The 24,134-nt window shown below is 72.4% G+C and carries 30 protein-coding genes and 1 pseudogene; 7 read left to right on the top strand and 24 right to left on the bottom strand.

Going from position 1 to position 24,134, the window contains the following annotated elements:
* Positions 1 to 5 precede the first annotated feature (5 nt).
* The 3 genes and pseudogenes from AB0F18_RS06450 to mshA form a co-directional block, all read right to left on the bottom strand.
* Positions 6 to 221, bottom strand: a pseudogene (locus AB0F18_RS06450) (IS630 family transposase); the annotation flags it as partial.
* A gap of 338 nt (positions 222 to 559) precedes the next feature.
* Entirely contained in the window at positions 560 to 1,045 is a 486-nt protein-coding gene (locus tag AB0F18_RS06445; protein ID WP_362055600.1) for a YbjN domain-containing protein, read from the bottom strand.
* Positions 1,038 to 2,420, bottom strand: coding sequence for a D-inositol-3-phosphate glycosyltransferase (gene mshA / locus AB0F18_RS06440; protein ID WP_362055598.1), 1,383 nt, complete (start codon positions 2,418 to 2,420; stop codon positions 1,038 to 1,040). The genes AB0F18_RS06445 and mshA overlap by 8 nt, the downstream gene beginning before the upstream one ends.
* 211 nt (positions 2,421 to 2,631) lie before the next feature.
* Here mshA and AB0F18_RS06435 point away from each other — a divergent pair, with 211 nt between their 5' ends.
* The 3 genes from AB0F18_RS06435 to AB0F18_RS06425 all read left to right on the top strand — a co-directional run bounded on the left by AB0F18_RS06435 (position 2,632) and on the right by AB0F18_RS06425 (position 6,346).
* On the top strand, positions 2,632 to 3,444 hold the full coding sequence (locus AB0F18_RS06435; protein ID WP_362055596.1) for a class I SAM-dependent methyltransferase: 813 nt from the start codon (positions 2,632 to 2,634) through the stop codon (positions 3,442 to 3,444).
* A gap of 210 nt (positions 3,445 to 3,654) precedes the next feature.
* The gene (locus AB0F18_RS06430; protein WP_362055594.1) at positions 3,655 to 4,761 is read left to right on the top strand and encodes an NlpC/P60 family protein; all 1,107 of its coding nucleotides are present in this window, start codon (positions 3,655 to 3,657) and stop codon (positions 4,759 to 4,761) included.
* 346 nt (positions 4,762 to 5,107) lie between these two features.
* On the top strand, positions 5,108 to 6,346 hold the full coding sequence (locus AB0F18_RS06425; protein WP_362055725.1) for a fused response regulator/phosphatase: 1,239 nt from the start codon (positions 5,108 to 5,110) through the stop codon (positions 6,344 to 6,346).
* A gap of 7 nt (positions 6,347 to 6,353) precedes the next feature.
* Here AB0F18_RS06425 and AB0F18_RS06420 read toward each other — a convergent pair whose 3' ends face one another.
* The 5 genes from AB0F18_RS06420 to AB0F18_RS06400 all read right to left on the bottom strand — a co-directional run bounded on the left by AB0F18_RS06420 (position 6,354) and on the right by AB0F18_RS06400 (position 8,971).
* Complete coding sequence (locus AB0F18_RS06420) at positions 6,354 to 6,695, bottom strand: DUF2516 family protein (protein WP_362055593.1); 342 nt, start codon at positions 6,693 to 6,695, stop codon at positions 6,354 to 6,356.
* A gap of 116 nt (positions 6,696 to 6,811) precedes the next feature.
* Positions 6,812 to 7,399, bottom strand: a complete 588-nt coding sequence (locus AB0F18_RS06415) for a hypothetical protein (RefSeq protein WP_362055591.1) — start codon at positions 7,397 to 7,399, stop codon at positions 6,812 to 6,814.
* A gap of 22 nt (positions 7,400 to 7,421) precedes the next feature.
* Positions 7,422 to 7,808, bottom strand: coding sequence for a helix-turn-helix transcriptional regulator (locus AB0F18_RS06410; protein WP_362055589.1), 387 nt, complete (start codon positions 7,806 to 7,808; stop codon positions 7,422 to 7,424).
* A gap of 346 nt (positions 7,809 to 8,154) precedes the next feature.
* Positions 8,155 to 8,310, bottom strand: coding sequence for a hypothetical protein (locus AB0F18_RS06405; RefSeq protein ID WP_362055588.1), 156 nt, complete (start codon positions 8,308 to 8,310; stop codon positions 8,155 to 8,157).
* Between the two features lie 37 nt (positions 8,311 to 8,347).
* Positions 8,348 to 8,971: a TetR/AcrR family transcriptional regulator gene (locus tag AB0F18_RS06400; RefSeq protein ID WP_362055586.1), complete on the bottom strand. Its 624-nt coding sequence runs from the start codon at positions 8,969 to 8,971 to the stop codon at positions 8,348 to 8,350.
* A 69-nt stretch (positions 8,972 to 9,040) separates the two neighbouring features.
* Here AB0F18_RS06400 and AB0F18_RS06395 point away from each other — a divergent pair, with 69 nt between their 5' ends.
* Both AB0F18_RS06395 and AB0F18_RS06390 read left to right on the top strand, forming a co-directional pair.
* Positions 9,041 to 9,463, top strand: a complete 423-nt coding sequence (locus tag AB0F18_RS06395; RefSeq protein WP_362055584.1) for a hypothetical protein — start codon at positions 9,041 to 9,043, stop codon at positions 9,461 to 9,463.
* Positions 9,464 to 9,727: 264 nt separating this feature from the next.
* Positions 9,728 to 10,066 carry a DoxX family protein gene (locus tag AB0F18_RS06390; protein ID WP_362055582.1) on the top strand — a complete coding sequence of 113 codons (339 nt, stop codon included), beginning with the start codon at positions 9,728 to 9,730 and terminating at the stop codon, positions 10,064 to 10,066.
* Positions 10,067 to 10,115: 49 nt separating this feature from the next.
* On the opposite strand, the gene AB0F18_RS06385 is transcribed toward AB0F18_RS06390, so the two are convergent.
* On the bottom strand, positions 10,116 to 11,024 hold the full coding sequence (locus tag AB0F18_RS06385) for a sigma-70 family RNA polymerase sigma factor (RefSeq protein WP_362055580.1): 909 nt from the start codon (positions 11,022 to 11,024) through the stop codon (positions 10,116 to 10,118).
* Between the two features lie 115 nt (positions 11,025 to 11,139).
* Between AB0F18_RS06385 and AB0F18_RS06380 the strand changes: the two genes are divergently transcribed.
* A complete protein-coding gene (locus tag AB0F18_RS06380; protein ID WP_362055578.1) occupies positions 11,140 to 11,922 on the top strand; it encodes an NAD(P)H-binding protein in 783 nt (260 codons plus the stop codon).
* A gap of 42 nt (positions 11,923 to 11,964) precedes the next feature.
* Here the strand turns inward: AB0F18_RS06380 and AB0F18_RS06375 are convergent, their stop codons facing one another.
* The 3 genes from AB0F18_RS06375 to AB0F18_RS06365 all read right to left on the bottom strand — a co-directional run bounded on the left by AB0F18_RS06375 (position 11,965) and on the right by AB0F18_RS06365 (position 14,650).
* Positions 11,965 to 12,744: a putative protein N(5)-glutamine methyltransferase gene (locus AB0F18_RS06375; RefSeq protein ID WP_362055576.1), complete on the bottom strand. Its 780-nt coding sequence runs from the start codon at positions 12,742 to 12,744 to the stop codon at positions 11,965 to 11,967.
* 4 nt (positions 12,745 to 12,748) lie between these two features.
* A complete protein-coding gene (locus AB0F18_RS06370; RefSeq protein ID WP_362055574.1) occupies positions 12,749 to 13,996 on the bottom strand; it encodes a GNAT family N-acetyltransferase in 1,248 nt (415 codons plus the stop codon).
* Positions 13,997 to 14,068: 72 nt separating this feature from the next.
* Positions 14,069 to 14,650, bottom strand: a complete 582-nt coding sequence (locus AB0F18_RS06365; RefSeq protein ID WP_362055572.1) for an AmfC protein — start codon at positions 14,648 to 14,650, stop codon at positions 14,069 to 14,071.
* 132 nt (positions 14,651 to 14,782) lie between these two features.
* Here AB0F18_RS06365 and dtd point away from each other — a divergent pair, with 132 nt between their 5' ends.
* Positions 14,783 to 15,208: a D-aminoacyl-tRNA deacylase gene (gene dtd, locus AB0F18_RS06360; protein WP_042801357.1), complete on the top strand. Its 426-nt coding sequence runs from the start codon at positions 14,783 to 14,785 to the stop codon at positions 15,206 to 15,208.
* 12 nt (positions 15,209 to 15,220) lie between these two features.
* On the opposite strand, the gene AB0F18_RS06355 is transcribed toward dtd, so the two are convergent.
* From AB0F18_RS06355 to AB0F18_RS06300, 12 genes are all read right to left on the bottom strand, one after another.
* On the bottom strand, positions 15,221 to 16,189 hold the full coding sequence (locus AB0F18_RS06355; RefSeq protein WP_362055570.1) for a folate-binding protein: 969 nt from the start codon (positions 16,187 to 16,189) through the stop codon (positions 15,221 to 15,223).
* 51 nt (positions 16,190 to 16,240) lie between these two features.
* Positions 16,241 to 16,708, bottom strand: a complete 468-nt coding sequence (locus tag AB0F18_RS06350) for a transcriptional repressor (protein ID WP_362055568.1) — start codon at positions 16,706 to 16,708, stop codon at positions 16,241 to 16,243.
* 68 nt (positions 16,709 to 16,776) lie between these two features.
* Positions 16,777 to 17,349, bottom strand: a complete 573-nt coding sequence (locus tag AB0F18_RS06345; RefSeq protein ID WP_362055566.1) for an FABP family protein — start codon at positions 17,347 to 17,349, stop codon at positions 16,777 to 16,779.
* Between the two features lie 258 nt (positions 17,350 to 17,607).
* Positions 17,608 to 18,453, bottom strand: coding sequence for a hypothetical protein (locus AB0F18_RS06340; RefSeq protein ID WP_362055564.1), 846 nt, complete (start codon positions 18,451 to 18,453; stop codon positions 17,608 to 17,610).
* Positions 18,450 to 19,256, bottom strand: a complete 807-nt coding sequence (locus AB0F18_RS06335) for a hypothetical protein (RefSeq protein ID WP_362055562.1) — start codon at positions 19,254 to 19,256, stop codon at positions 18,450 to 18,452. Before AB0F18_RS06335 ends, AB0F18_RS06340 begins: the two co-directional genes overlap by 4 nt.
* Positions 19,253 to 19,996 carry a hypothetical protein gene (locus tag AB0F18_RS06330; protein ID WP_362055561.1) on the bottom strand — a complete coding sequence of 248 codons (744 nt, stop codon included), beginning with the start codon at positions 19,994 to 19,996 and terminating at the stop codon, positions 19,253 to 19,255. Before AB0F18_RS06330 ends, AB0F18_RS06335 begins: the two co-directional genes overlap by 4 nt.
* A gap of 114 nt (positions 19,997 to 20,110) precedes the next feature.
* Positions 20,111 to 20,377 carry a DUF3099 domain-containing protein gene (locus tag AB0F18_RS06325; protein WP_362055559.1) on the bottom strand — a complete coding sequence of 89 codons (267 nt, stop codon included), beginning with the start codon at positions 20,375 to 20,377 and terminating at the stop codon, positions 20,111 to 20,113.
* A gap of 123 nt (positions 20,378 to 20,500) precedes the next feature.
* Entirely contained in the window at positions 20,501 to 20,791 is a 291-nt protein-coding gene (locus AB0F18_RS06320; RefSeq protein ID WP_045950396.1) for a DUF1416 domain-containing protein, read from the bottom strand.
* Positions 20,792 to 20,875: 84 nt separating this feature from the next.
* The gene (locus AB0F18_RS06315; RefSeq protein WP_362055557.1) at positions 20,876 to 21,721 is read right to left on the bottom strand and encodes a sulfurtransferase; all 846 of its coding nucleotides are present in this window, start codon (positions 21,719 to 21,721) and stop codon (positions 20,876 to 20,878) included.
* 202 nt (positions 21,722 to 21,923) lie between these two features.
* Entirely contained in the window at positions 21,924 to 22,007 is an 84-nt protein-coding gene (locus tag AB0F18_RS06310) for a putative leader peptide (RefSeq protein ID WP_350206375.1), read from the bottom strand.
* Positions 22,008 to 22,168: 161 nt separating this feature from the next.
* Positions 22,169 to 22,885: a DUF2993 domain-containing protein gene (locus AB0F18_RS06305; protein WP_362055555.1), complete on the bottom strand. Its 717-nt coding sequence runs from the start codon at positions 22,883 to 22,885 to the stop codon at positions 22,169 to 22,171.
* A 120-nt stretch (positions 22,886 to 23,005) separates the two neighbouring features.
* Positions 23,006 to 24,103, bottom strand: coding sequence for a hypothetical protein (locus AB0F18_RS06300; protein ID WP_362055723.1), 1,098 nt, complete (start codon positions 24,101 to 24,103; stop codon positions 23,006 to 23,008).
* Positions 24,104 to 24,134 lie beyond the last annotated feature (31 nt).

The raw sequence follows: 24,134 nt of genomic DNA, 5'->3' as shown, positions 1-24,134 counted from the left end.
GCCTCGGCGACGACGTCGGGGTGGCGGGCGTTCTGGTTGCGCCAGCGCAGGTAGGCGTGCAGGGCGCGCGTCTGGACTGTGTGGTTGGGGTGGTTCGAGTTGGCCAGGGTGAACTGCCGTAGCGGTCCGAAGTGCGCCTCGATGGTGGCCCAGGAGGCGTAGGTCGGCGTGAAGCACGGCTCGACCTTGTTCCGGGCCGCCCACCTGCGGGTTCTCCAGTCACATCGCGGACGGTGTCCTCGTCCGCATTTCCAAGCAGCACAACGAGTAACCCGGCGAACCTTCCCGGTCACAGCACGAGGCGCGGGCGCGGAGTCCGCCTCCTATAGCCCCGCCGGCGTTTGAGGCGCGGGGTCAGGGGCGGCGCCCCTGGGAACGGTGGAAGGGCGGGTAGGGGACCGCTCCGCGCAGCGGCACGGACCCGCAGGGGACGGCCGGGCCCGGCCAGGGGCAGCGGCCCCGCCCCACAACCGGCGGACGGAGGCCGGCGCAGCGGCGCGAAGCCGGGGAGGCCGCTCGCGGCCGAGCCGTGCGAGCGGCGCGTCAAAAGGGGAGGGGCTCAGCTGGGGCGGGTCAGGTGTTTGAAGGCGTCCAGGTTGCGGGTGGATTCGCCGCGCGCCGTGCGCCATTCGTACTCGCGCCGGATCGCGCTCGCGAAGCCCAGTTCCAGGAGGGTGTTGAACGCGCCGTCCGCCGCTTCGAGGACCGTGCCCAGGAGGCGGTCCAGGTCCTCCTCGGTGATCACCGACAGCGGGAGCCGCGCCGTGAGGTAGACGTCGCCGAGCGGGTCGACCGCGTACGCCATCCCGTACAGCTTGAGGTTGCGCTCCAGCAGCCAGCGGTGGACGCCCGCCTCGTTCTCGTCGGGGTGGCGGATGACGAAGGCGTTCACCGAGAGCGAGTGGCGGCCGATGCGCAGGGAGCAGGTGGTGCTCAGCTTGCGGGTGCCGGGGAGCTGGACGACGTACGTGCCCGGCTCGGGGCTCTCCCAGCTCAGCTCGGCGCCGGCCAGCGTGGACTCGATGATCGCGGCGGTGTCAGCCATGGTGGGAGCGTACGCGACGGCGGTGATCATGCATCGCCGCGGTGTACACGTCGGCGGTGCCGCTGGCGGCGGTGTCCCAGCCGAAGTGCTGGGCGTGGCGGGCGGCCGCGGCGCCCATCCGGTCGGTGAGGCCGGGTTCGTCCACGAAGCGGCGCAGGGCGCGCGCGTAGTCGACGGGGTCGTGGCCGGGGACGAGGATGCCGGTGACCCCGTCGTCGACGGCGACGGGGAGTCCGCCGACGGCGGCGGCGAGGACGGGGGTGCCGGCGGCCTGGGCCTCGATGGCGACGAGCCCGAAGGATTCGTTGTACGACGGCATGACCAGCACGGACGCCGCCCGGAACCAGTCGGCGAGGCCGTCCTGGGCGACCGGGGGGTGGAAGTGCACGAGGTCGGTGATGCCGAGCTTCGCGGCGAGCTTCTGCAGCCCCTCGGGCTTGGCGAGGCCGCTGCCGCTGGGGCCGCCGACGACGGGGACGAAGAGGCGGCGGCGGAGGGCGGGGTCGCGGTCGACGAGTTCGGCGACGGCGCGGAGCAGGATGTCGGGGGCCTTGAGGGGCTGGATGCGGCCGGCGAAGAGGGGGATGACGGCGTCCTGCGGCAGGCCGAGGCGGGCGCGGGCGGCGGCGCGGCCGTCGCCGACGGTGAAGCGGTCGAGGTTCACGCCGGGGTGGACGACGGCGACCTTGCCGGGGTCTGCGTCGTAGTGGCGTACGAGCTCGTCGGCCTCTTCGGCGGTGTTGGCGATGAGCCGGTCGGCGGCCGCGACGATCTGGGTCTCGCCGATGACGCGGGCGGCGGGCTCGGGGGTGTCGCCCTCGGCGAGCGCGGCGTTCTTGACCTTGGCCATGGTGTGCATGGCGTGGACGAGGGGGACGCCCCAGCGTTCGGCGGCGAGCCAGCCCACGTGGCCCGAGAGCCAGTAGTGGGAGTGGACGAGGTCGTAGTAGCCGGGTCGGTGGCCGGCCCAGGCCTGCATGACGCCGTGGGTGAAGGCGCACAGCTGGGCGGGCAGCTCCTCCTTGGCGAGGCCCTCGTAGGGCCCGGCGTCCACGTGCCGGACGAGGACCCCGGGCGCGAGCTCGACGGCCGGCGGGAGGCCGCCGGTGGTGGCCCGGGTGAAGATCTCCACCTCGATGTTGATCGCGGCGAGGCGGCGGGCCAGCTCGACGATGTAGACGTTCATTCCGCCGGCGTCGCCGGTGCCGGGCTGGTGCAGCGGTGAGGTGTGCACGCTGAGCATGGCCACGCGGCGGGGCTTGCGGTGGTGGCCGACGGCCGGGAGGCGCAGGCGGGGCGCGTCCTGGCGGGCACCGCGGGCGGCGGCGATGCGGCCGCTGATGCTGCCGCCGAGGCGGGACACGTACTGGCTCAAGGGAGCAGTTCCTCTCGCTCGGATCGCGCGGACGGCGGACCGGGGCGGGCCGGTGGGGCGGCACGCCTGACGGCATGGCTGCGGGAGCGCACGCGGCGCCCTGCAAGGAGTGCAACCCGGATGGCCGTCCCCCGCATTCCGGCGGGCGGGAAGTTCCTCCCCGGGACGCCGGATTTTTTTGCGGGCCGGGCGCTCCGCTTACGCTCGGCGCATGGTCTCCCGCAGCACTCCGCCACCTCCGAAGCGCCCCGTGGGCACCGTGACGCGCGGGACGACGAACCCGAACCGGCTGCGCCGCATGGACCGCTGGATCGCCGCCGTGCACGGGGCCGCGCTGCGCCGGGCGGACGCTCCGGTCGCCGTGGACCTGGGGTACGGGGCCGCGCCGTGGACGGCGGTGGAGCTGCTGGCGCGGCTGCGGGAGGCGGCGCCGCGGGTGCGGGTGGTCGGGATCGAGATCGAGCCGGCGCGGGTGGCGGGGGCGAAGCCGTACGAACGGGAGGGGCTGAGCTTCCGGCACGGCGGCTTCGAGGTGCCGCTGGACGGCGGGGAGCGTCCGGCGCTGATCCGCGCGGCGAACGTGCTGCGGCAGTACGACGAGGAGCAGGTCGAGGAGGTCTGGCGGCGGCTGTGCGCGCGGCTGGCCCCGGAGGGGCTGCTGGTGGAGGGGACCTGCGACGAGATCGGCCGGCGGCACGTGTGGGTGGCGCTGGGGCCGGAGGGGGCGCGGACGGTGACGTTCGCGGCCCGGCTGGGTTCGCTGGAGCGGCCGTCGGACCTGGCGGAGCGGCTGCCGAAGGCGCTGATCCACCGGAACGTGCCGGGGGAGCCGGTGCACGCGTTCCTGCGGGACTTCGACCGGGCGTGGGCGGCGGCCGCGCCGTACGCCTCGTACGGGGCGCGGCAGCGGTGGATCCGGACGGCGCGGGCGCTGGCCGGTGACTGGCCGCTGGCGGACGGGCCGGTGCGGTGGAGGCAGGGGGAACTGACGGTGCGCTGGGAGGCGTTGCGCCCGGCGGGGTGAACCTCGGGCGGCGGGGAACCGGGGGTGGGAACGGCCCGTTGAGTCGTCTGGGAGGGACGGTGCGTGTCGGGTCATGATCGGAGCGGAATCCGGAGGCTGTTGGAATTCGCCGGTTCGTGGCACCATCCCGGAGACAGTGCCAAGTTACTGATGAATAGTCAGATCTGATGTCAGGTGACGTCGGTTCTGACTCGGGCGCCTGGGGGAGCCATGGGGACCGTGAAGCGAGCGTCGTCGCGCCGGCGGGGAGCATCAGCCCTGACGCTGCTGTGCGCGATGGCGATACTGACGGCCCCCGGACTCGTGACGGGCACGGCGTACGCGGCCCCGGCGGCCCCCACCGCGCCGTCCGCCCCGGCGGCGCCCGCGCCGGAGCCGGGCGCCAAGTCCCTGGAGCAGGTCCGCAAGGAGGTGGAGGACCTCTACCGCCAGGCCGGCAGCGCGACGGACGCCTACAACCTCGCGGAGAGCGAGACCAAGGCGCAGTCCGAGCGGATCGTCGAGATCGCCAAGCAGGTGGTCGCGGGCCAGGACCGGATCGCCACCCTGAAGGCCCGCGCGGGCGCCGCCGCCCGCGCCCAGTACCGCTCGGGCGGCCTGCCGCCGGGCGCGCAGCTCGCGTTGAGCGACAGCCCGTCCGACTTCCTGGACGGGGCGGGCCGGCTGCGGCAGGGCGAGAAGGCCACCACCGACCTGCTGGGCGAACTGAACCGCACCCAGGCGGACTTGGAGCGGTACGCGAAGGACGCGGCGGCCATCTGGCAGAAGCTGGAGGACAACCGGGTCAAGAAGGAAGCCGCCAAGAAGGAGATCGAGGAGAAGATCAAGGCGGCGGAGGCCCTGGAGAACAGGCTGGAGGCCGAGGAGAAGGCCCGGCTGATCCAGCTGGAGCAGGACGCGCAGTACCAGGCGCAGACGGCGTGGCTGTCGTCGGGCGCGATGAAGGACGTGAAGGGCCTGGCCTCGGAGGCCGGGAAGAGGGCGGTGCAGTTCGCCACCGCGCAGATGGGCAAGCCGTACGTCTGGGGCGCGGAGGGTCCGGCGTCCTACGACTGCTCCGGGCTGACCTCGCAGGCGTGGCTGGCGGCGGGGCGGCCGATCCCGCGCACCTCGCAGGAGCAGTTGCGGCTGCTGCCGAAGGTCGCGCTGAAGGACATGCGGCCGGGGGACCTGATCATCTACTTCGACGACGCGAGCCATGTCGGGATGTACGTCGGGGACGGGGCGATGGTGCACGCGCCGCGGCCGGGGCGGAACGTGACGATGGCCGGCGCCGGCTCGATGCCGATCAAGGCCGTGGTCCGGCCCGACGCGTAAGCCGTAAGCCCTGGCCGGGCGGGGGTACGGACCGGGCGCGCCCCCAGCGGTGGCGGGCCGGATACCACGCAGCGGAATTCCAGCCCGCGCGGCGTTCGAGCGCGCCCGGGTGCGGAGCGCAGGGGAGCTCGCCCCGCGCGGCGGCGCCCGGCCCGTGCCATGTGACCGGGGTCTCGATCGGACCACGCCGGGTGGTGACGTTCGTCATCCCGCGGCGTCGAGTTTCCGCCGGGATAGGGGCATATGGCGTCGGCACCCCTCACATCGGCATTCCGCTGCCCCACCCCCTCCCGCTAGGGTCGGCCGCATGAGCGCACTTCCGGGGGGAGGCAAGGAACCGGAGACGATGCCCGTACCTGTACCGCGGCAGAGGGAAACCCCCGCCACGGAAAGCAGCAGCCCCACCCCGCATACCGCGGCGGCGGCCTCGCTGACCCTGCTGGTGATCGAGGACGACCCCGCGGGCGGTCTCACCGTCCCCGAGATCCTCGACGCCGACGGCCAGCGCATCCGGCTCCGCACCGCCCGCAACCTCACCGAGGCCGAGCGGCTGCTCACGCCCGACGTGCACTGCGTACTGCTCGACCTGGCCCTGCCCGGCCCGGACGAGGACGGTTTCGGTGCCCTGCGCGAGGTCCTTCGGATCGCCCCCCGCCACGCCGTGCTCGTGCTCACCGCCGAGGCCGACGCCGAGCGCGCCGCCGAGGCCGTCCGCGTCGGCGCCCAGGACTTCCTCTTCCGCAACGAGCTCGACGGGCGGCTGCTGAGCCGCGCGATCCGCTACGCCGTGGAGAGAAAGCGGGCCGACATCGCGCAGTACAAGCTCGCAGAATCGAAACTTCGGGCCCAGGAGAACGCCCGTCTGGAGCGCGGACTGCTCCCGACCCCCCTCCTCGACGGCTCCGACCTCCGCTTCGCCGCCCGCTACCGCCCCGGCCGCAGCCGGGCCCTCCTCGGCGGCGACTTCTACGACGCCGTCCGCACCCCCGACGGCACCGTCCACGCCATGATCGGCGACGTCTGCGGCCACGGCCCCGACGAGGCCGCCCTCGGCGTCGAGCTGCGCATCGCCTGGCGGGCCCTGACCCTGGCCGGGCTGTGCGGGGACGACCTGCTGGCCACCCTCCAGGAGGTGCTGGAGGTGGAGCGGCCCTGCGAGGAGATCTTCGCGACCCTCTGCACGGTGGACATCTCCCCCGACGGCCGCCGCGCGGGCCTGTGCCTGGCCGGCCATCCGGCCCCGCTGGTCTCCCGCCCCGGCCGCGCCGCGCGGCTCCTGCCGTACGAGAACAGCGGCCCGGCGCTCGGTCTGCTGCCCCGGGCCCGCTGGCCCCGCCGGCAGGTGGACCTGGGCGGCAGCTGGAGCCTGATGCTCTACACCGACGGCCTCATCGAGGGCCGGATCGGCGAGGGCCGCGAGCGCCTCGGCCAGGACGGCATGGTCGACATGATCAACCGGCATCTGGAGGACGGGCTCAGCGGCGAGGGGCTGCTGGAGGCGTCCGTCACCGAGGCGCGGCGCCTCAACGGCGGCGAGCTGACCGACGACGTCGCCGTGGTCCTGCTCTCCCGCGCCGGCGGGTGACCGAGGACTAGCGGCCGCCGTTGTAGGGGCCGTACGGGCCGTCGCTGCTGCTGCCGCCCCGGCGGCGGGGGCCGCCGCCCGAGACCTGCTTGAGGGCGGGGCGCACGTCCACGAAGAACACGATGGACGCCACCAGGCCCGCGATCTGCAGGAACAGCATCCCGAGGAAGAAGTCGACGAGGACCGTGACGCCCAGGATGACCAGCCAGAAGGTCTTGGTCTGCTTGTCCGCCGCCCGGTACGCGTCCTCGCGCGCGATCAGCGCGAGGACGAAGGCCACGACGGCGAGCGCCAGCATCGCGTAGCCGAGCAACGGGAGGACCCCGTTATCGAACCCCTGCATCAGCATCGTCTCGACCGCCTTCTCGCATCCAGCACTTCTGACTCCACGCTACCGCCCGAGCCGCCTTCCGAAACGAGAACGAACCGGACACCCCGCGGGTGCCCGGTCCGTCCGCGGACCGGTCAGCCCTGGTCGGCGGGCTCGGCGGCCGGTTCGGCAGCCGGCTCGGCCGAGGCCTTCTTGGCCGCGCCGCGGCGCGCGGCGGGCTTCTTCGCGGCGGGCTTCTCCTCTGCGGCGGCCTCGGCCGGCGCGTCCTGGGCGGGCGCCGCGGCCGGCTCCGGCTCCACGGCCTCGGCGATGTCCACGATCTCGTCGGCGACCTCGCCGCGCCAGGCGCGCACGGCCTGCTCGCCGTGCTCGGCGACCTTGTCGTAGGTCTCCTTGGCCCGTACGGCGTACTCGGCGGCCACGCCGACTCCGCGCAGCGCCAGGTCCTGGGCGGTCTCGCCGAGCTTCTTCGGGTCGATCGCCCCGAAGACCTCGACGACCCGGGCCGTGACGGCCTCCTGGGCCACCTTGGCCTTCTCCTGGACGACCTTCGGGTCGGTGTCGAGCACGGCCTCGATCCTGGCCGGGGCCTCGGCGCGCAGCTGCTCGATCAGGCCGGGGACCTTCTTGGCCTGCTGGAGGGCCAGGTCGGCGGTGCCGGCGGCGAAGTAGAGGGGGGTGGGGTCGGTGAGGGTCTTCTTCAGGTCATCGGCGATGGCCATGTGCGGGTCCTCCCGGATCCGGTCAGTTCATAGGGTGCACCGCGTCGTCGGCGGCCGGGTCGTCGGACCCGTTCTCCTTGCGGAACGCGTCGTAGATCTGGAGCAGCACCTGCTTCTGCCGCTCGTTGATCGACGGGTCGGAGAGGATGACGGCGCGCGTCTCCACCTCGTCCCGGTCCCGCTCGTCGAGGATCCCGGCCTGCACGTACAGGGTCTCGGCGGAGATCCGCAGCGCCTTGGCCAGCTGCTGGAGGATGTCCGCGCTCGGCTTGCGCAGCCCGCGCTCGATCTGGCTCAGGTACGGGTTCGACACCCCGGCCGCATCGGCCAGCTGCCGCAGCGACAGCTGGGCCTGCCGCCGCTGCTCGCGGAGGTATTCGCCGAGGTTCCCGACGTTGAGCGATGCCATGCTCCGATCCTGCCGCACCTTGCTAACTATTGCAAGCGCTTGCTTGCGGAAGTACCCACCAGGAGCACCCGTCCATGACCGCCCGTCACGGCATCTGGTCACACGTCTCGCTCAATCTCGGGGATTCGGTGCGGTGTCTCGGTCAACCTGAGGCAGCGGTCCGCTCAGCCTTCTACGGTCGTCACGGCTGGTCAGCGCGCCGAGTGGGGGTGGCTGGTGGAGGCAGGGGACTTCTGGCTGGAGTACGTCGACAGCCGGGGCGGGTCACATGGTGGGCCGCTTGAGGTGGTGCGGCCGGTGCGCTTCGAGACGGTCGGGCAGGTTCGGGTGTTCCCGTCGTACCGGGTCAGCGCAATTTCCCCGGCTCGCGCACCTCACCGGCACCACCCAAATCGAGTTCGAGCAAGCATTCCGCCTGGACCACCGCCCCCGAGGCATCACGCGCCCGTGGCTCCGCAACGGCCTTGTCGGCCTGGTGGAAGTCGTCGCAGATCTGACTCACGACGGTGAACCCGAAGACGCCTCATCCTGACCGGCCGTCACGAAGCATCCGCATCGTGATCGATGAGGGACACCCCGGATGCCAGTGCCCGGGCAGCGTCGGCGAAGTACTGCTCGTCGGCACCAGGGGCAAGACCGAGGGGGACGCCCTGGCTGAGGCCGACGAACAGTGCCCTGAGCGCGGTGGTCAGGCGTTGCGCCTGTCGCAACGTCACGACGCTTCCGTTGTGCGACCTTCCGGTGAACAGCGCGATCAGATGGTCCTCCTGCGACCGGATGGACGTGGCGAGCTGGGACCCCAGCTCCGGGTCATGCAGGGCCATGTCCAGCAAGGTGATCTGGAGCGACAGGTGAGACAGCGCGTCCGGGGCGTCACAACTGCGCCGGTAGTGCCGGGCAAAGGCGTCGACCGCTTCCAGTAGGTCAAGTCCGGCGGGAACCGCCTGCTCGATCTCCTCGTAGTACGGCCGCAGGTAGTCCGCGACCAGGGCGACCACCAGGCCGTTCTTGCTCCCGAACAGTGAATAGATGGCGCCGGTGGTCAGGTCGGCGCGTTCGGCGATCTCATCAAGCCGGGCCCTGTATCCGTCCCGGGACACGACCTGGAACGCAGCGTCCAGCAAGGCGCGGCGGTTGCGTTCCTTGGCCTCCGCTCTCGTCATTCTCATAGTTTGATTATTGCCGTAATCTCGTTACGGAACCAGTCGGGACGAGCTTTGAGGAGGACGCTCATGGCCCAGGCCGTGGCACCGCGGGTGACCCGCCAGACGGTGGGCGCCATCGCCGACGGCGCCTTCAAGGTGTTGCTCGCCGCTGTCTACATCGCCGGCGCTGCCCCACTCGGCCGGTTACTCGGCACGTCGGCCTGGCTGATGGTCGTCTCAGGCGTGGCCCTGCTGATCGGCGGCGGCATCGAGATCAGATACACGCGCAGCCGGTCGATGCGCACCTACACGCAGTTCATGATTGCCTACGACAGCGGCTGGGTGCTGACGGCCCTGACCGGCTTTCTGATGGCGCGGCAGGGCAGCAGCGCCGGGGGTGAAATCTGGATGGGGTACCAGACAGCCGCTCCCCTCGTGTTCGCCGCGCTGCTGGTAGCCGCTGCCCCTACGCAGACGACCTCGGACTCTCAGCGCGACACCTCGGATTGAGCGAGACAGCCAATCCGCCCCCGTCTCGCTCAAACTGAGGCACCCCAGGTCAGACACTCACGCTGCCTCACCTTGAGCGAGACCGGACAGCATCCGCATCGTGGTCGATCAGGGGCGTCCCGCGGGACCGGACAGGCGCCGTCCGGGTCCGGCGAAAATATTTTCCGCGGGCCGTCACATCCGTGCGCGGTGGCGGGTCAAAGGGGTGTCGGACGCGAGAGAGCGACGACGACACCGAAACAGACCGCCCCGAAGGAGCCCGCGATGTCCACCACCGCCACCGTCATCACCCTGGTCGCCGCCCTCATGGCCGGTTTCTCCGGCTTCTCGATCTTCCGCGGCGCGAAGTTCGTCACCGACCCGCTCGCCGAGTACGGCGTCCCGCGCGGCATGTGGAACTTCCTCGGCGCCTGCAAGGTCGCCGGAGCCCTCGGCCTCCTCGCCGGCTTCGCCGTCCCCGCCATCGGGATCGCCGCCGCGATCGGCCTGGTCCTCTACTTCACCGGCGCCGTCATCACGGTCCTGCGCGCCCGCTCCTACGCCCACGTCGCCTTCCCGCTGATCTACGCCGCCCCCGCCGCCGCCGTCCTGGCCCTGGTCTGAGACCGGGGCCGGGGCCGGCGACGGCCCGGGCCCCGGTAACAGCGGACCGTCAGCCCTCCAGGGCCGTCAGGTCCAGCACCCCCAGGCGCTCCGGATCCGACAGCACGTCGATCGCCACGATCCGCCCCTCCACGACCGTGAAGGCCATGACCGACACGGCCCGGTCCTTGCGGACCACCACGACCCCCGCCGCGCCGTTGATCAGCGCCGGGCGTACGAACGGGACCAGCGAGCTGTACGTGACCGCCTGGCCCGCCACCGACCGCGCACCCGTGAGCACCACGGTGAGCGCCCCGCCGACCCCGCCGTCCGAACGCAGCACCACGTCCGGGTCGAGCACGGACAGCAGCGCCTCGAACTCCCCGTCCCGCGCGGCCGCGAAGAACGCGTCCACCGCCTCCCGCTGGCGCGCGAGGTCCTTGTCGGGAGCCGGGGCCTGGCCCTGCACCTTTCGGCGGGCGCGACTGGCCAGCTGCCGGGTCGCCGCCGAGGTCTTCTCGATCAGCGGGGCGATCTCCTCGAACGGCACCGCGAACATGTCGTGCAGGACGAACGCCAGCCGCTCCGCCGGCGACAGCGACTCCATCACCACCATCAGCGCCAGCCCCACCGAGTCGGCCAGCATCACCTCCTGCTCCGGGTCGATCCGGCGCTCGGAGCCGATCAGCGGGTCCGGGATCCGCGTCTCCAGCCGCTCCACCGGGTCCTCACGGCGCGCCTCGCGCGAACGCAGCATGTTGAGGCACACCCGGGAGATCACCGTCGTCAGCCACCCGCCGAGGTTCTCGATCTCGCTCGCGTCGGTGCGCTCCAGCCGCAGCCACGTCTCCTGGATGGCGTCGTCGGCCTCGCTGAGGGAACCCAGCATCCGGTAGGACACCGCCCTCAGATGACTGCGGTGCTCCTCGAAGCGCTCCGTCAGATCCGTCAGGTCCGTCAACGAAGAACTTTCGTCCACCTGTCACATTCCTTCCTCAGTGCGGGTCAGAGCAGTAGACCGCACCCGCCCGAGAAATCGAACGGGTTCAAGCCAGGGACGTCAACTCCCGTCCCATCGATCGGAGATGAGTCAGATGACGGACACGACCGGATCCACCAGCCCCTTCCTCGTCACCGGCGGCACCGGAACCCTCGGCAGCCTCGTCGTACCGCTCCTGCGCGAGGCCGGCGTCCCCGTACGCGTCCTGACCCGCAGCCCCCGCCCCGCTGCCGACGGCGTCACCTACGTGGGCGGCGACCTGCTCAAGGACGAGGGCCTCGACGCCGCCCTCGACGGCGTCGAAACGGTCCTGCACCTCGCCGGCGGCGCCAAGGGCGACGACGTCGCCGCCCGCCACCTCGTACGCGCCGCGAAGGCCGCCCGGGTCCGCCACCTCGTCCTGATCTCCGTCATCGGCGCCGACACGGTCCCCCTCGGCTGGTTCAAGACCAAGCTCGACGCCGAACGGGCCGTCTCCGGGTCCGGGCTGCCCTGGACCACGCTGCGCGCCGCCCAGTTCCACGAACTGGCCCTGACCGTGGCCGAGAAGCTGGCCAAGCTGCCCGTGGTCCCGGTCCCCGGCGGGGTGCGCTGGCAGCCCGTCGACTCCCGCGACGTCGCGGCCCGCCTCGTCGAACTGGCCCTCGGACGGCCCGCCGGCCTGGTCCCCGACCTCGCCGGGCCCACCGTCCACACCCTCGGCGACCTGAGCCGCGACTACCTGCGGGCGCGCGGCAAGCGCCGCCTGATGATGCCCGTCCGGATGCCCGGAAAGGCCGGCCGCGCCTACCGCGCCGGAGAGAACCTCTCCCTCGACGGTGCGGTGCTGGGCGAGCGGACCTGGGAGGACTTCCTCGCCGAACGCCTCGCCTCGTAGCGAAGCCCAGGACGTGTCCGGCCGATCAGGGCCGGACACCCCCTACGCCACCGGGGCGCGGCCGATCACCACGGTCGCGTGCAGCTCCTCCGAGGCGGCCGCCCGCACCGCGAGACCCCCCGCCGTCAGGGCCGACGCCGTCAGCGGCGCCTGCCGGGCACTGGTCTCGATCAGCAGGTGACCGCCCGGGGCCAGCCAGGCCGCGGCCTCCGCCGCCACCCGCCGGTGGACGTCCAGACCGTCCGCGCCCCCGTCCAGGGAGACCAGCGGCTCGTGCACCCGGGCCTCCGGCGGCATCAGCCCGATCTCCTCGGTCGGCACGTACGGGGCGTTGACCACGAGGACGTCCACCCGCCCGCGCAGCTCCGCCGGGAGCGCCGCGTACAGGTCGCCCTCCCAGACCGCGCCCCCGTACGGGGCCACGTTGCGCCGGGCGTACGCCAGCGCGGCCGGGTCGATGTCGGCCGCGTGCAGCTCGACCCCGCCCGGCACCTGGGAGGCCACGGCCGCACCGAGGGCGCCCACCCCGCAGCACAGGTCGAGCACGACCGCGCCCGGCCGGGCCAGCGCCACCGCCTCCTCCGCCAGGAACTCACTGCGCCGGCGCGGTACGAAGGCCCCCGCGCCCACCTCCACGCGCAGCCCGCAGAACTCCGCCCAGCCCACCACGTGCTCCAGCGGCTCCCCCTCCACCCGGCGCGCCACCAGGCCCGCCAGCTGACCGTCGTCGGAGGCGGCCGCGATCAGCAGCTCGGCCTCCTCCTCCGCGAAGACGCAGCCGGCCGCGCGCAGCCGTTCCACGATCGATGTCACGTGTCCCATCCCCTCAGAAGACATCCGGGCACCACGGCCGGCGCGCGGTGCGGAACACCGCGTCGGCGAGCGCGACCGCACCCGGCCGCTCCTCCGTCACCCGCCCCAGCGCCGCCAGCCGCACCGCCGACTCGTCACCGAGGTACAGGGAACCGAGCACGGACACGTCGAGCCGCAGGTCGGCCGGCTCCACCGTACGCGCGCAGCCGCCCGTCTCCGCGTCCAGCCGGTAGCGCCCGTCGGCAAGCCCGGCCTCGTCGGTCACCTCCAGGACGAGGACCCCGGGCACGGCGTACCTCCGTGCGGCCAGGGCCCGTTCGACGTCGAGCACGCGCAGCCACAGGAAGTCGGCCGTGGTGACCGGCCGGGCCGCACGCGGGTCCGGCAGCAGCAGCGGGACGACGTCGTCGGGCGCGCGGTAGCCGGTGCGGACCTTCAGCACCCAGTCGATGGAGCACAGGAACCGCCACAGGGCCCGCTCGGCCTCCGGGGTCACCGCTATCAGGTCCCTGACCAAGAGGGTGTTCTGCGGCAGCTTCTCGTCCGTCCAGTGCTCGTCGGCCGAGTACATCGCGAGACCGGCCGGCTCGCCCGCCGCGTCCCGGTACAGGGCGTAGAACTTGTCCTTGTAGGAGCGGGCGGCGAACTGCTGCTCCACACCCGTGACGACGTTCCACCAGCGGGCGTTGCGGCTGACCGTGCCGTGCGAGAGCGCCCGCATCCGCTCGTGCAGCGCGGGTCCGGTCTCCCGGGCCTCGGACACGTCGATCAGGTCGATGCGGCCCCCGTCCCCGGGACCCGACCAGCGCGGGTCGACGCCGCTGCGCGCGATGTCGATCTCCCACTCGGTGGTGGCGGTGGCGGGCCCGTACCCGTACCGGCCGTAGATCGGGTACTCGGCGGCGATCAGCGTGGACACCACTTCGCCGCGTTCCTTGGCCGCCCTCAGTTCGGCGGCCATCATCCGGGTCAGCAGGCCCTGGCGGCGGTGGGTGGGCGACACGCTGACGTTGGTGACGGCGCTGGAGGGGACGGCCGCCCCGCCGGGGACGGTCAGTTCCTGGGCGAAGGAGCGGAAGGTGGCCACGCAGCGGCCGGTGACGGCGTCGAAGGCGCCCTGGGTGCGGGCGAAGTCCGTGTACTTGGCCCGCTGGGCGACATCGGACTCGGAGAACGGCGACGGTTGCAGGAAGCCGGTGTTCACGGCCCGCAGCCACTCGGGGAGTTCGGATTCGGCGATCGGCCGGATGTCAGCACTCATATCCGGTCACGCTAACGGCCCAACCGGACCCGGTCGCCCGAATTTCCGCCCGCCCGCCCGGCACCGCCGCCGCTACGCCAGCAGGTCGTCCACCTGCGCCTCGCCCTCCCGGTAGCGCCGGGTGATCTCCGCGCTGGAGTCGTCCGCCGTCCGCTGGAGCTGCTGGCGGCGCCGCGAGACCTGCTGCTCGTAGCGGACCAGCCGGGCCATCGCCTCGTGCAGTTCGGCGTCCGTGCGCGCGTCCAGGTCCGACAGCTCCACGTCCGACAGCATCTCGGCCGCCAGCCGCCGGAACTCCTCGTTGTGCGGGGTGCCGAGGGTGACGTGCCGGGCGGAGGCGCTGCGGCTGGACGGGGCGTCGGCGAGGATCTCCGAGAGCCGGTCCACCACCGGCGCCTCGGGGTCCGTCCGGCGGGCGAGCTCGGCGCGCAGGATGTCGATGCGGCCCTGCAGGAGTCTGCGGACGTAGCTGAGGTCGGCCTCGTCGCGCTGCGCGTCGCGGCGCAGCGCGCGCAGCTCGGGCAGGCCGAGCGCGGCGGCGGGGGTGGTCAGCCCCTCGGGGTCGCCGGTGCGCTGCGCGGGCGGCCGTACCGCGGTCGCGGTCGCGTCGCCGGGTGACGCGGGTGCAGGTGCAGAGATACCAGAGGTGTTCATCGTTTCGTGTCCGTCCCCTCGACCGGTGCTGGGGGCACCGCCTGCGTGCATGGTGCCACTCTCCGTGGTGCGGACGCAGTCCCACACCACCCGATCGGCCCCGGACGGGTGCACGCCTGGTACACAGGTGGTATGCGAGCAGTGGTGCAGAGGGTGGACGGCGCGAGCGTCGTCGTGGCCGGCGAGACGGTCGGCGAGATCGTCGGCGAGGGGCTGTGCGTGCTGGTGGGGGTGACCCACGACGACACCCCGGAGAAGGCGGCGGTACTGGCCCGCAAGCTGTGGTCGGTGCGGATCCTGGAGGCGGAGAAGTCCTGCAGCGACGTGGACGCGCCGCTGCTGGTGATCTCCCAGTTCACGCTGTACGGGGACGCCCGCAAGGGCCGCCGCCCCACCTGGAACGCGGCCGCGCCCGGGCCGGTGGCCGAGCCGCTGGTGGACGAGGTCGTGGCGCAGCTGCGGGCGCTGGGCGCGACGGTGGCGACGGGCCGGTTCGGCGCGGACATGCGGGTCTCGCTGACGAACCACGGCCCGTTCACCATCGTCATCGACGTGTAGGCGCGGCAGCCGTTACGGGGCTACGACGACCTCCTGCGCGGCCGGGGTGCTCCCGGCCAGCAGCGGGGCGTCCACGGGGACGTTCCGCTTGACGAGCGCGAGCGCGATCGGCCCGAGCTCGTGGTGGCGTACGGCGGTGGTGACGAAGCCGAGCTGGCGGCCGTCCTCGCCGTCGGCGGCGAGCCGTACGGGCGCGCCGTGCGCGGGGAGCACCACCTCGGAGCCGTCCAGGTGGAGGAAAACCAGGCGGCGCGGGGGCTTCCCCAGGTTGTGGACGCGGGCGACGGTCTCCTGGCCGCGGTAGCAGCCCTTCTGGAGGTGCACGGCGGTGCCGATGAGGCCGATCTCGTGCGGGATGGTGCGGTGGTCGGTCTCCAGGCCCAGGCGCGGCCGGTGCGCCTCGACGCGCAGCGCCTCGTACGCGAGGAGCCCGGCGGCGGGGCCGTGCGCGGCGGCGAAGGCCTCCAGCTCCGCGCGCGGGAGGAACACGTCGCGGCCGTACGGGGTCTCGCGGACCACGTGCTCCTTGGCGACCTCGGCGATGGAGCCGGCCGGCAGGTGGACGACGGCGAAGTCGGCGGTGCGGTCGGCGACTTCGACGCGGTAGAAGAACTTCATCGACTCCAGGTAGGCGATCAGCGCCTCCTGGGTGCCGGGCTCCACGTGCAGCCAGGTGGTCTCGCCGTCGTCGACGAGGAGGAGCTGGTGCTCGATGTGCCCGTTGGCGGAGAGGATCAGCGCTTCGGTGGCCTGCCCGGGCGGGAGTTCCGTGACGTGCTGGGTGATCAGCAGGTGCAGCCAGCTGAGCCGGTCCGCGCCGGTGACGGTGACGACTCCGCGGTGGGAGAGGTCGACGAAGCCTCGGCCGTCGGCGAGGGCGCGCTGTTCGCCGTAGAGCTCTCCGTAGTGGGCGGCGACGCCCTCGTCACGGCCTTCGGCCGCTACGGCGCCGGGAAGATGGAGCAAGGGGCTGCTGGTCATGCCACCAAGCCTACGACCCCGCCCGCGCGGCCCCAGGGCGCACCGGGGGCGCTAGGCCTCGCGCTTGCCGGCCCCGGGGGTCTCGGTCGCGGCGGCGCGGCGCCGGGCGGCGCACTGCTCGCACAGGCCGAAGATGGCGAAGTGCTTCATGTCGGTCTCGAAGCCGAAGGTGGTGCGCAGTTTCGCCGTGAAGTCGGCCGCGATGTCCAGGTCGGCCTCGATCACCTCGGTGCAGTCACGGCAGACGAGGTGGATGTGGTGGTGCCGGTCGGCGAGGTGGTAGGTGGGGGCCCCGTGCCCGAGGTGGGCGTGCGAGACCAGGCCGAGCTCCTCCAGGAGCTCCAGCGTGCGGTAGACGGTGGAGATGTTGACGCCCGAGGCCGTCTTGCGCACCTCGACGAGGATTTCGTCGGGGGTGGCGTGCTCCAGGGCGTCGACCGCTTCCAGCACGAGCTGGCGCTGCGGTGTCAGCCGGTATCCGCGCTGCCGCAGGTCGCTCTTCCAGTCGGTGGTCACCACCCGGCCAGTGTAAGCGCGCGAAGGGGACCGCGGCCCTGCCGCGGTCCCCTTCATCGCTGCCGGCGGGCTCAGCGGAAGAAGGCGATGCCGTCTTCCGGGAGCTCGGGGAGGTTGCGCGCCATGTCGGCGATCTCCTCCGGGGTGACGACCTTCTTCAGCTGGGCCGACATGTACGGGCGCAGCTCGACCTCGGGGGTCGCCTTCTCGCCGACCCACATCAGGTCGCTCTTCACGTACCCGTAGAGGCGCTTGCCGCCGCTGTAGGGGCCGGAGGCGGCCGTACGGGCCACCGCGTCGGTGACGAGGTCGATCTGCGGCTTCTGGTCGGCGAGCTCGCCGTACCAGACCTCGACCACGCCCTGGTCGCGGACCATGACGATCTCGACCTTGCGGTCCTTGTCGATGCGCCAGTAACCCGACTCGGACTCCAGCGGGCGCACCTTGTTGCCGTCGGCGTCGAGGACCCAGGAGCGGGAGGTGTACTCCAGGAAGTCCCGGCCGTCGTGGCTGAAGACGACTTCCTGGCCGAAGTTGCACTTCTCCTCGCCGGGGAAGTCGAACACGCCGGCGCCTTCCCAGGTGCCGAGGAGGAAGGCGAGGGGGACGAGGCCCGGGTTCAGGTCGGACGGGATCTGGATCATGGTTGGCTGCTCAGGCGATCTGTGGGAGGGGTTCCGGGGCGGTCGGCGGTTAGCGCTGACCCTGGTACAGCTTCTTGACTGCCAGGCCGGTGAAGGCGAGGACGCCGACGCAGACCAGGACCAGCAGGGAGGTGAAGACTGCCTCAAGCACGGGGTGCTCCTCGGAGGATTCGGTGCGGGTGGACGGGCCGGTCCCCAAGCCTACTGGCCCGGGGACCGGCGCACGGTGTGAGGTAGGCCGAACCGGCCCCTGCGGGCTCAGCTCAGCAGCTGCCTCTGGAGGACCACCGCCTGGTGGACCGGGACGGCTGCGGCCCCGCCCTTGCGGTTCTGGAGGATCAGGGCCTGGACGTCGCCCGACTGGACGCACCCGACCCTGGTCTGCTCGTCGCCGAAGGGGACGGTTTCCTGGAGGACGGTGATGCCGTCTGGCTCGGGGGCGGGCTGGGCCTTGTGGGCCTCGTCCCAGCCCCGGTCCGTCTCGATGCCCTTGACGCCGTTGAGGTCGGTGCCGCAGCCGGTGAAGGTGTCCGCGAAGCCCGAGGCGTGGAAGCGCAGCAGGTAGACGCGGGTGCGGGTGCCGTCCGGGGTGGTCCAGCCGCGGGCCGCGATCTGGCGCAGCCCGTTGTCGGCGAACCCCTGCTTCAGCTTCTCGCGCACGGCGGGGTCGTACTCCTCCAGAAAGGCGTCGACGGTGACCGCCGAGTCCTTCTCCAGCTTCAGCCCGGGGTCGGGGGCGGAGCCGACGGGGGCGGGCAGGAGGAGCTGGGTGAGGCCGGCGTAGTGGATGCCTTCCGGGTTGTCCACGGCGAAGGGCACCGGCGCGCCCGGCGGCAGGGCGGGCTTGGCCAGGGCCGGGTAGGTCCAGCGGCCGTCGCTCTTCGTGGACAGGCCGGGGACGTCGGTGCGCTCGGCCCGGGTGATCCCGTACGCGGTCCCCGCGCCCGCGGCGGCGAAGACGAGGACGGCGGCGGTCCAGCGCAGGACGGCGCGCAGCGCGCGGCGGTCCTTCGCCGGGGCGGGCACGGGTGCGTCGGGGGCCGCCGGGGCTTCGGAGGTCACCGGTGCCAGTGCCGGGTCGACGGTGGTGTTCTGCTCGGTCACACGGACTCCCCGGGGGACTTCAGGCGGGACAGCTGGTTCCTGAGGAGGCTGGTGGCCTCCGTCTTCGAGAGGCCTGCCGTCTGGGGACCGTACGCGCGGAAGTTGACCATCACGTCGCCCTGGACGGCCACGCAGTAGAAGGAGTCGACCGCCCCCTTCTTCTCGTCGCCCACGCTCATGCGGGTGCACTTGGCATCCGGGTAGCCGTCCACCGTCGGCGCGTCCCGGTCGTCGCCGATGACGGCGAGCATCTTCTTGGAGACGTCCGCGAACACCCCCACCGCCTTCGGGTCGGCCTGCATGAGACGGATCTCGACGACCATGCCGGTGGAGGCGTAGCTCCGGCCGGCCAGGCCCTTGAGCTTGAGGTCCGCCAGCATCTCGTCGCGCTTCTTGCGCTCCGAACCGGACAGGCCCTTGCGGGCCTCCTTGAAGCCCTCGACGGCCTTCTCCCCGGACACGTAGAAGTCGTTCCCGTCACCGGGGAGATCGGGCCCCGGCTCGAAACCGGACGGGGCCGGCAGGAGCTTGGAGGTGAGATCGTTGCCCGGCACCGGCGCGGGGTGCTCGGCCTCGGGCAGCTTGCCGCCGGCCTCGACCCAGTAGGCGGTCGGCGCGGTGCGGTCGGCGTCGGCGAGGGCGGAGGCCGCCCACACCCCGCCGCCCACGAGGAGGGCGGCCGCCACGGCGGCAGCGGAGAGGAGGACCTTCTTCCGGCGGCCCGCCGCCGGCGCGGGGCTCTCCGACGCCTCGTCCGCCACGGCCTGGGGCTCGGCCTGCGGCTCGGTCTGGGGCTCGGTCACAGTCGCTCCAGCTGTCGCTTGGCCAGGTCGAGGACGTCGCTCTCGGCAATCTGCCCGCCGCGCTCGTCGGTGTAGAAGAGGTCCAGGACGATGTCGCCCCGGCGGACGAGGGCGCGGGCCTCCCGTACCGGGGCGTACCCGGGTTCCTTGGTGGTGTCCGAGTAGACCCAGACGTGTCCCAGCCCCGCGGAGACGCCGGGGACGGCGATGCCGCCGTTGCCCGCGAAGTCCTTATTGGGCATGTAGTTCGACTGCTCCCGGTAGTGGCGGTCCGCACCGGAGTAGTCGCGGTACTGCACGAGCTGGACCTCCACGCGGACGTCGCCCTGCGTCCACCTCCGTATGGCGAGGCGTCGCAGCCCGTCCTTGACGAAGTCGCGCACGGCGCCGTTCGGGTTCTCGAAGGTCGTCGCGTAGGCGTCGAGCGTGTCGTACCCGTCGAAGTCGACCTTCGCCCCGGCCGGCGCCTCGATCAGCAGTTCGGTGAGGTCTCCGTCGCTCTTGTGCCAGCGGTTGGCGTTGATCGTCTTGACCGTCGTGGCGTCGTTCGGCGCCAGCGCCTTCGGCGTGTCCAGCTTCTGCTGGGCCAGTGGCGGCAGGGGCGTGGGCTTACGGTCGTACTGGATCGCGTAACCGGTGACCGTGCCGGCGAGGGCGCCGAGGACGAGAGCGGCGGCGATCAGGGCGGTGGTGCGGCCACGGCGGCGCGGAGCGCGCGGCGGCGGCTGTTCGTGTTCCAAAGGGGTCCCCCCACAGACCTGGAGGCGCGGGGTCGTTCGCCCGCGCACATCCAAGACACCCTGGGGTCGGGAGCCGTTGTGCGCATCCTTATTACGCTTTTATCTCGAACGCGTTCAATCCTCGGGGGGACGCCGTTTCCCGTCCAGTTCGTCCCACCACTCGTCGGACTTCGGATCCCCCGAAGGGTCGTCCCACCAGCGGTCGTCGGGCCCGCGCCGGTTGGCGACCATGGCCGCGACCGGCGGGATGACCATGGCGACCACGCACAGCGCGACCGCCGCCGGGACCGAGATGAGGCGTACGAAGGACCAGGCGGAGACGAACAGGAACAGGCATGCGCCCATGAGCAGGAAGTAGGCGCGCCGACGCCGGGCGTACATACCTCCAGCCTAGGGCCGGCCCGTACCGATACAAGGGTCCGGACGGCGCGAAGGGCCGCACCCCGTCCAGTGGCGTCCAACCCCCTGGGGTGCGGCCCTTCGGCCGGTATCGCAGTGCGGTGATCAGACCGCGATGGCGACGTCCGTCACGCCGCCGGCCTCGGCGACCACGACGGCACGGTCGGCCTGGCCGCCGGGCACCAGCGCCCGCAGCGTCCACGAGCCGGTGGCCGCGTAGAAGCGGAACTGGCCGGTCGCGGAGGTCGGGACCTCGGCGGTGAACTCGCCGGTCGAGTCCAGCAGCCGCACGTAGCCGCTGACGGGCTCGCCGTCCTTGGTCACCTGGCCCTGGATCGCGGTCTCACCGGGCTTGAGCGTCGCGAGGTCGGGCCCGCCGATCTGTGCTCCACACATGTTCTCTGTCCTGTCCTAGAGAGGTTCTGCTGCCGTGGCTGCCGTGGCTGCCTTCGCCCGGGCGTCGCGTGCCCGGCGGCGGGATTACTTGTTCGGGCCGAGCTCGATCGGCACGCCGACGAGCGAGCCGTACTCGGTCCAGGAGCCGTCGTAGTTCTTGACGTTCTCCTGGCCCAGGAGCTCGTGCAGCACGAACCACGTGAGCGCGGAGCGCTCGCCGATGCGGCAGTAGGCGATGGTGTCCTTCGCGAGGTCGACCTGCTCGGCCTCGTAGAGGGCGGTGAGCTCCTCGTCGGACTTGAAGGTGCCGTCGTCGTTGGCGTTCTTCGACCACGGGATGTTGCGGGCGCTCGGCACGTGGCCGGGGCGCTGCGACTGCTCCTGCGGGAGGTGCGCCGGGGCGAGCAGCTTGCCGGAGAACTCGTCGGGCGAGCGGACGTCGACCAGGTTCAGGGAGCCGATCGCGGCCACGACGTCGTCGCGGAAGGCGCGGATGGAGGTGTCCTGGGCCTTGGCCTTGTACGCGGTGGCCGGGCGGTTCGGGACGTCCTTGCCGTCGACCAGGTCGCGGGAGTCGAGCTCCCACTTCTTGCGGCCGCCGTCGAGGAGCTTGACGTCCTGGTGGCCGTAGAGCTTGAAGTACCAGTAGGCGTAGGACGCGAACCAGTTGTTGTTGCCGCCGTAGAGGACCACGGTGTCGTCGTTCGAGATGCCCTTGGCGGAGAGGAGCTTCTCGAAGCCCTCCTGGTCCACGAAGTCGCGGCGGACCGGGTCCTGGAGGTCCTTCTTCCAGTCGATCCGGACGGCGTTCTTGATGTGGTTCTTGTCGTACGCGGACGTGTCCTCGTCCACCTCGACGATCACGACGTTGGCGTCGTTCAGGTGGGCCTCGACCCAGTCGGCGTCTACGAGGACGTCGCTGCGGCTCATGGTGATCTCCTCCGGGGCAGTGTGCGGCGGGGCTGTGCTGGTACTGCGGTGGGGCTGGCGTTGCTGTGCGTGCGCCGTTCCGGGTGTCGCTCTTCAGGCCCTGCGCGGGGAGGCGTCAGGGGCAGGAGGCAGGGCGGTGCGGTGCGGTCACGCGGGATTGAAGGGCCGTCGGTCCGGCCGGCGGAGCGGGAAGGCTCACGCCTCACATGGAGCGACAGAGCATGGCGGCGACGCGACACAGGTCTACTGCCCGCCGCTTCGTGAGGTCCGCCTGCTGATGCTTCATAGCCAGGATCGTAGGGAGGAATCGGCCGCCCTGTCACCGGCGTGTCATATGGCGAGACAGGATCGTCCGAATGGCGGGATGAGAAAGCCCCCGGAGGCCGCCTCGCGACCTCCGGGGGCTGTCCGTGCGGCCCGTCCTTCTGCGGATCGGACCGCGCTGTCTCACGATCCGGCCAGGCTCACGTCCGTGCCGGTCAGCGTGAGGTGGACGCCGGCCGCGTCCGAGGTCAGCGCGGAGAGCTTCAGCCCCGCCGGGAGGCCGTCGTCGATGCGGCGGTCGAAGTCCGTCCGCTTGCGGATCGCGGTCTCGATCCCCGGTATCCCCTCGCCGGGGACGGAGTCCGCGCGGACCCGGACGATCTTGCCGCCGGAGCCTTCCTTCCCGTCGACCAGCGCGACGGTGGAGATCACGCTGCGGGTGATCGGCTTGCCGAAGAAGTCCACCGTCGCGGTGACCTTCAGCTTGCCCGGCTGGCCGCCGTACGTCAGGGTCGCGCCCGTCTGGGAGGCCTTGGTGAGGTCCTCGTACGAGATCAGCGCGGTGCCCTCGGCGCGCTTGGCGGAGCCGCCGGTGTAGTCACCGTTCAGCTTCACGTCGTGGAAGCTGGCGTCGAGCTCCGACAGCCGCGTCTTGCGGCCGTCGGCGGTCGCGTCGACGCCCGTCAGCTTCAGGTCGACCTGCTCCAGCTCGTGGCTGAGCGCCTGGGTGAGGAAGGGGAAGCCGTGGATGTCGACCTCGGCGCTGCCCGCCAGGCCCTGGCGGGACTGGATGCGCTCGGCGAGCCGGTCCTCGGCGTAGCCGACCGCCCACCGGTCGGCCCCCACGAACAGGCCCCCCAGCACCACAGCGACGATCACTATGAAACGCAGGAAACGCACGCGCCCCTCCCCCACTCACTCATCAGTACGTGCGTTCTAGTGGACCATGATCGTGGTCGGAGCGCCGTGAGCGGGCCTGTGAGCGCCGTCTCCCCCGGCGCCCGGCCCGCCCACGGGCCCTCAGCCGACCACCCGGCCGATCAGGTAGACGGCGGGGGCCGCCACCGCCAGCGGCAGCGCGACACCGGCCGTCATGTGGACGAACTTCGACGGGTAGTCGTACGCCGCCACGCGCAGCCCGACCAGCGCGCACACGCCGGCCACGAGGCCGACCAGCGCCCCGGCCGCGCCCAGCGCGGTCAGCCCGCCGACCGCGATGCCCGCACCGGCCGCGGCGGCCAGGGAGACGCCCACGGAGGGCACGGTCGGCAGCGGCAGGGCCCGCGCGAAGACGGCCACGGCCACGGCGGCCGCCCCCGTGCTCACCGCGGCCCCGTCGGCCGCGAGGAACCCGGCGCAGGCGATGGACAGCGCGGCGGAGGCCACCGAGGCCATCAGCCCGTACATCCGCTCGTCGGGGTCGGCGTGGCTGCGCAGCTGGAGGACCAGGGTGAGCAGCACCCACACCCCGAGGGTGCCGATGATGGCGCCGGGCCCGTACGTCCCGTCCACCGCGAGCACCGCGCCGTCGGCGACGAGGGCTCCGGCGAAGGCGAGGGCGATGCCCTGGCGGGCCGGCCACATGCCGTTGAGGCGGAACCAGCCGGCGGCGGTGAGGGCCTGGAGGGCGATCAGCGGCGCCAGCAGCGCGTAATGGCCCAGCGCGGCCGACCCGGCCAGCACCAGCCCGAGGGCGGCGGTCAGTATGGCCGACTGCGGCCCCGGGTCGATGATCGGCGACCGCCCCTCGGCGCGCGCCTGATCGGGGTCGACGGCCCGCAGGGTGTTCCCGCCGAGCGTCGGCGGCGACCACTCGGCCCCGGCCCCCTGCGGCTCGGCCTCCCGCACGGGCGGCAGGTACGCGGTCTCGGCGGCGGCGCCGGGCGCCGGCTGGGGGTCCCGCACGGGCGGGAGGTACGCCGTCTCGGCGGCGGACACGTCCATGCCGGGCTGCGGGTCCCGCACGGGCGGGAGATACGCGGTCTCAGCGGCGGCGTCCATGCCGGGCTGCGGATCGCGCACCGGCGGCAGGTACGCCGTCTCGGCGGCGGCACCGTCCATGCCGGGCTGCGGGTCCCGCACGGGCGGGAGATACGCGGTCTCAGCGGCGGCGTCCATGCCGGGCTGCGGATCGCGCACCGGCGGCAGG

Origin of the sequence: Streptomyces sp. NPDC029216 (assembly GCF_040648015.1) — a bacterium.
In the GTDB taxonomy this organism is placed as follows: Bacteria; Actinomycetota; Actinomycetes; order Streptomycetales; family Streptomycetaceae; genus Streptomyces.
This window is presented reverse-complemented; position numbering and strand designations above follow the sequence as displayed.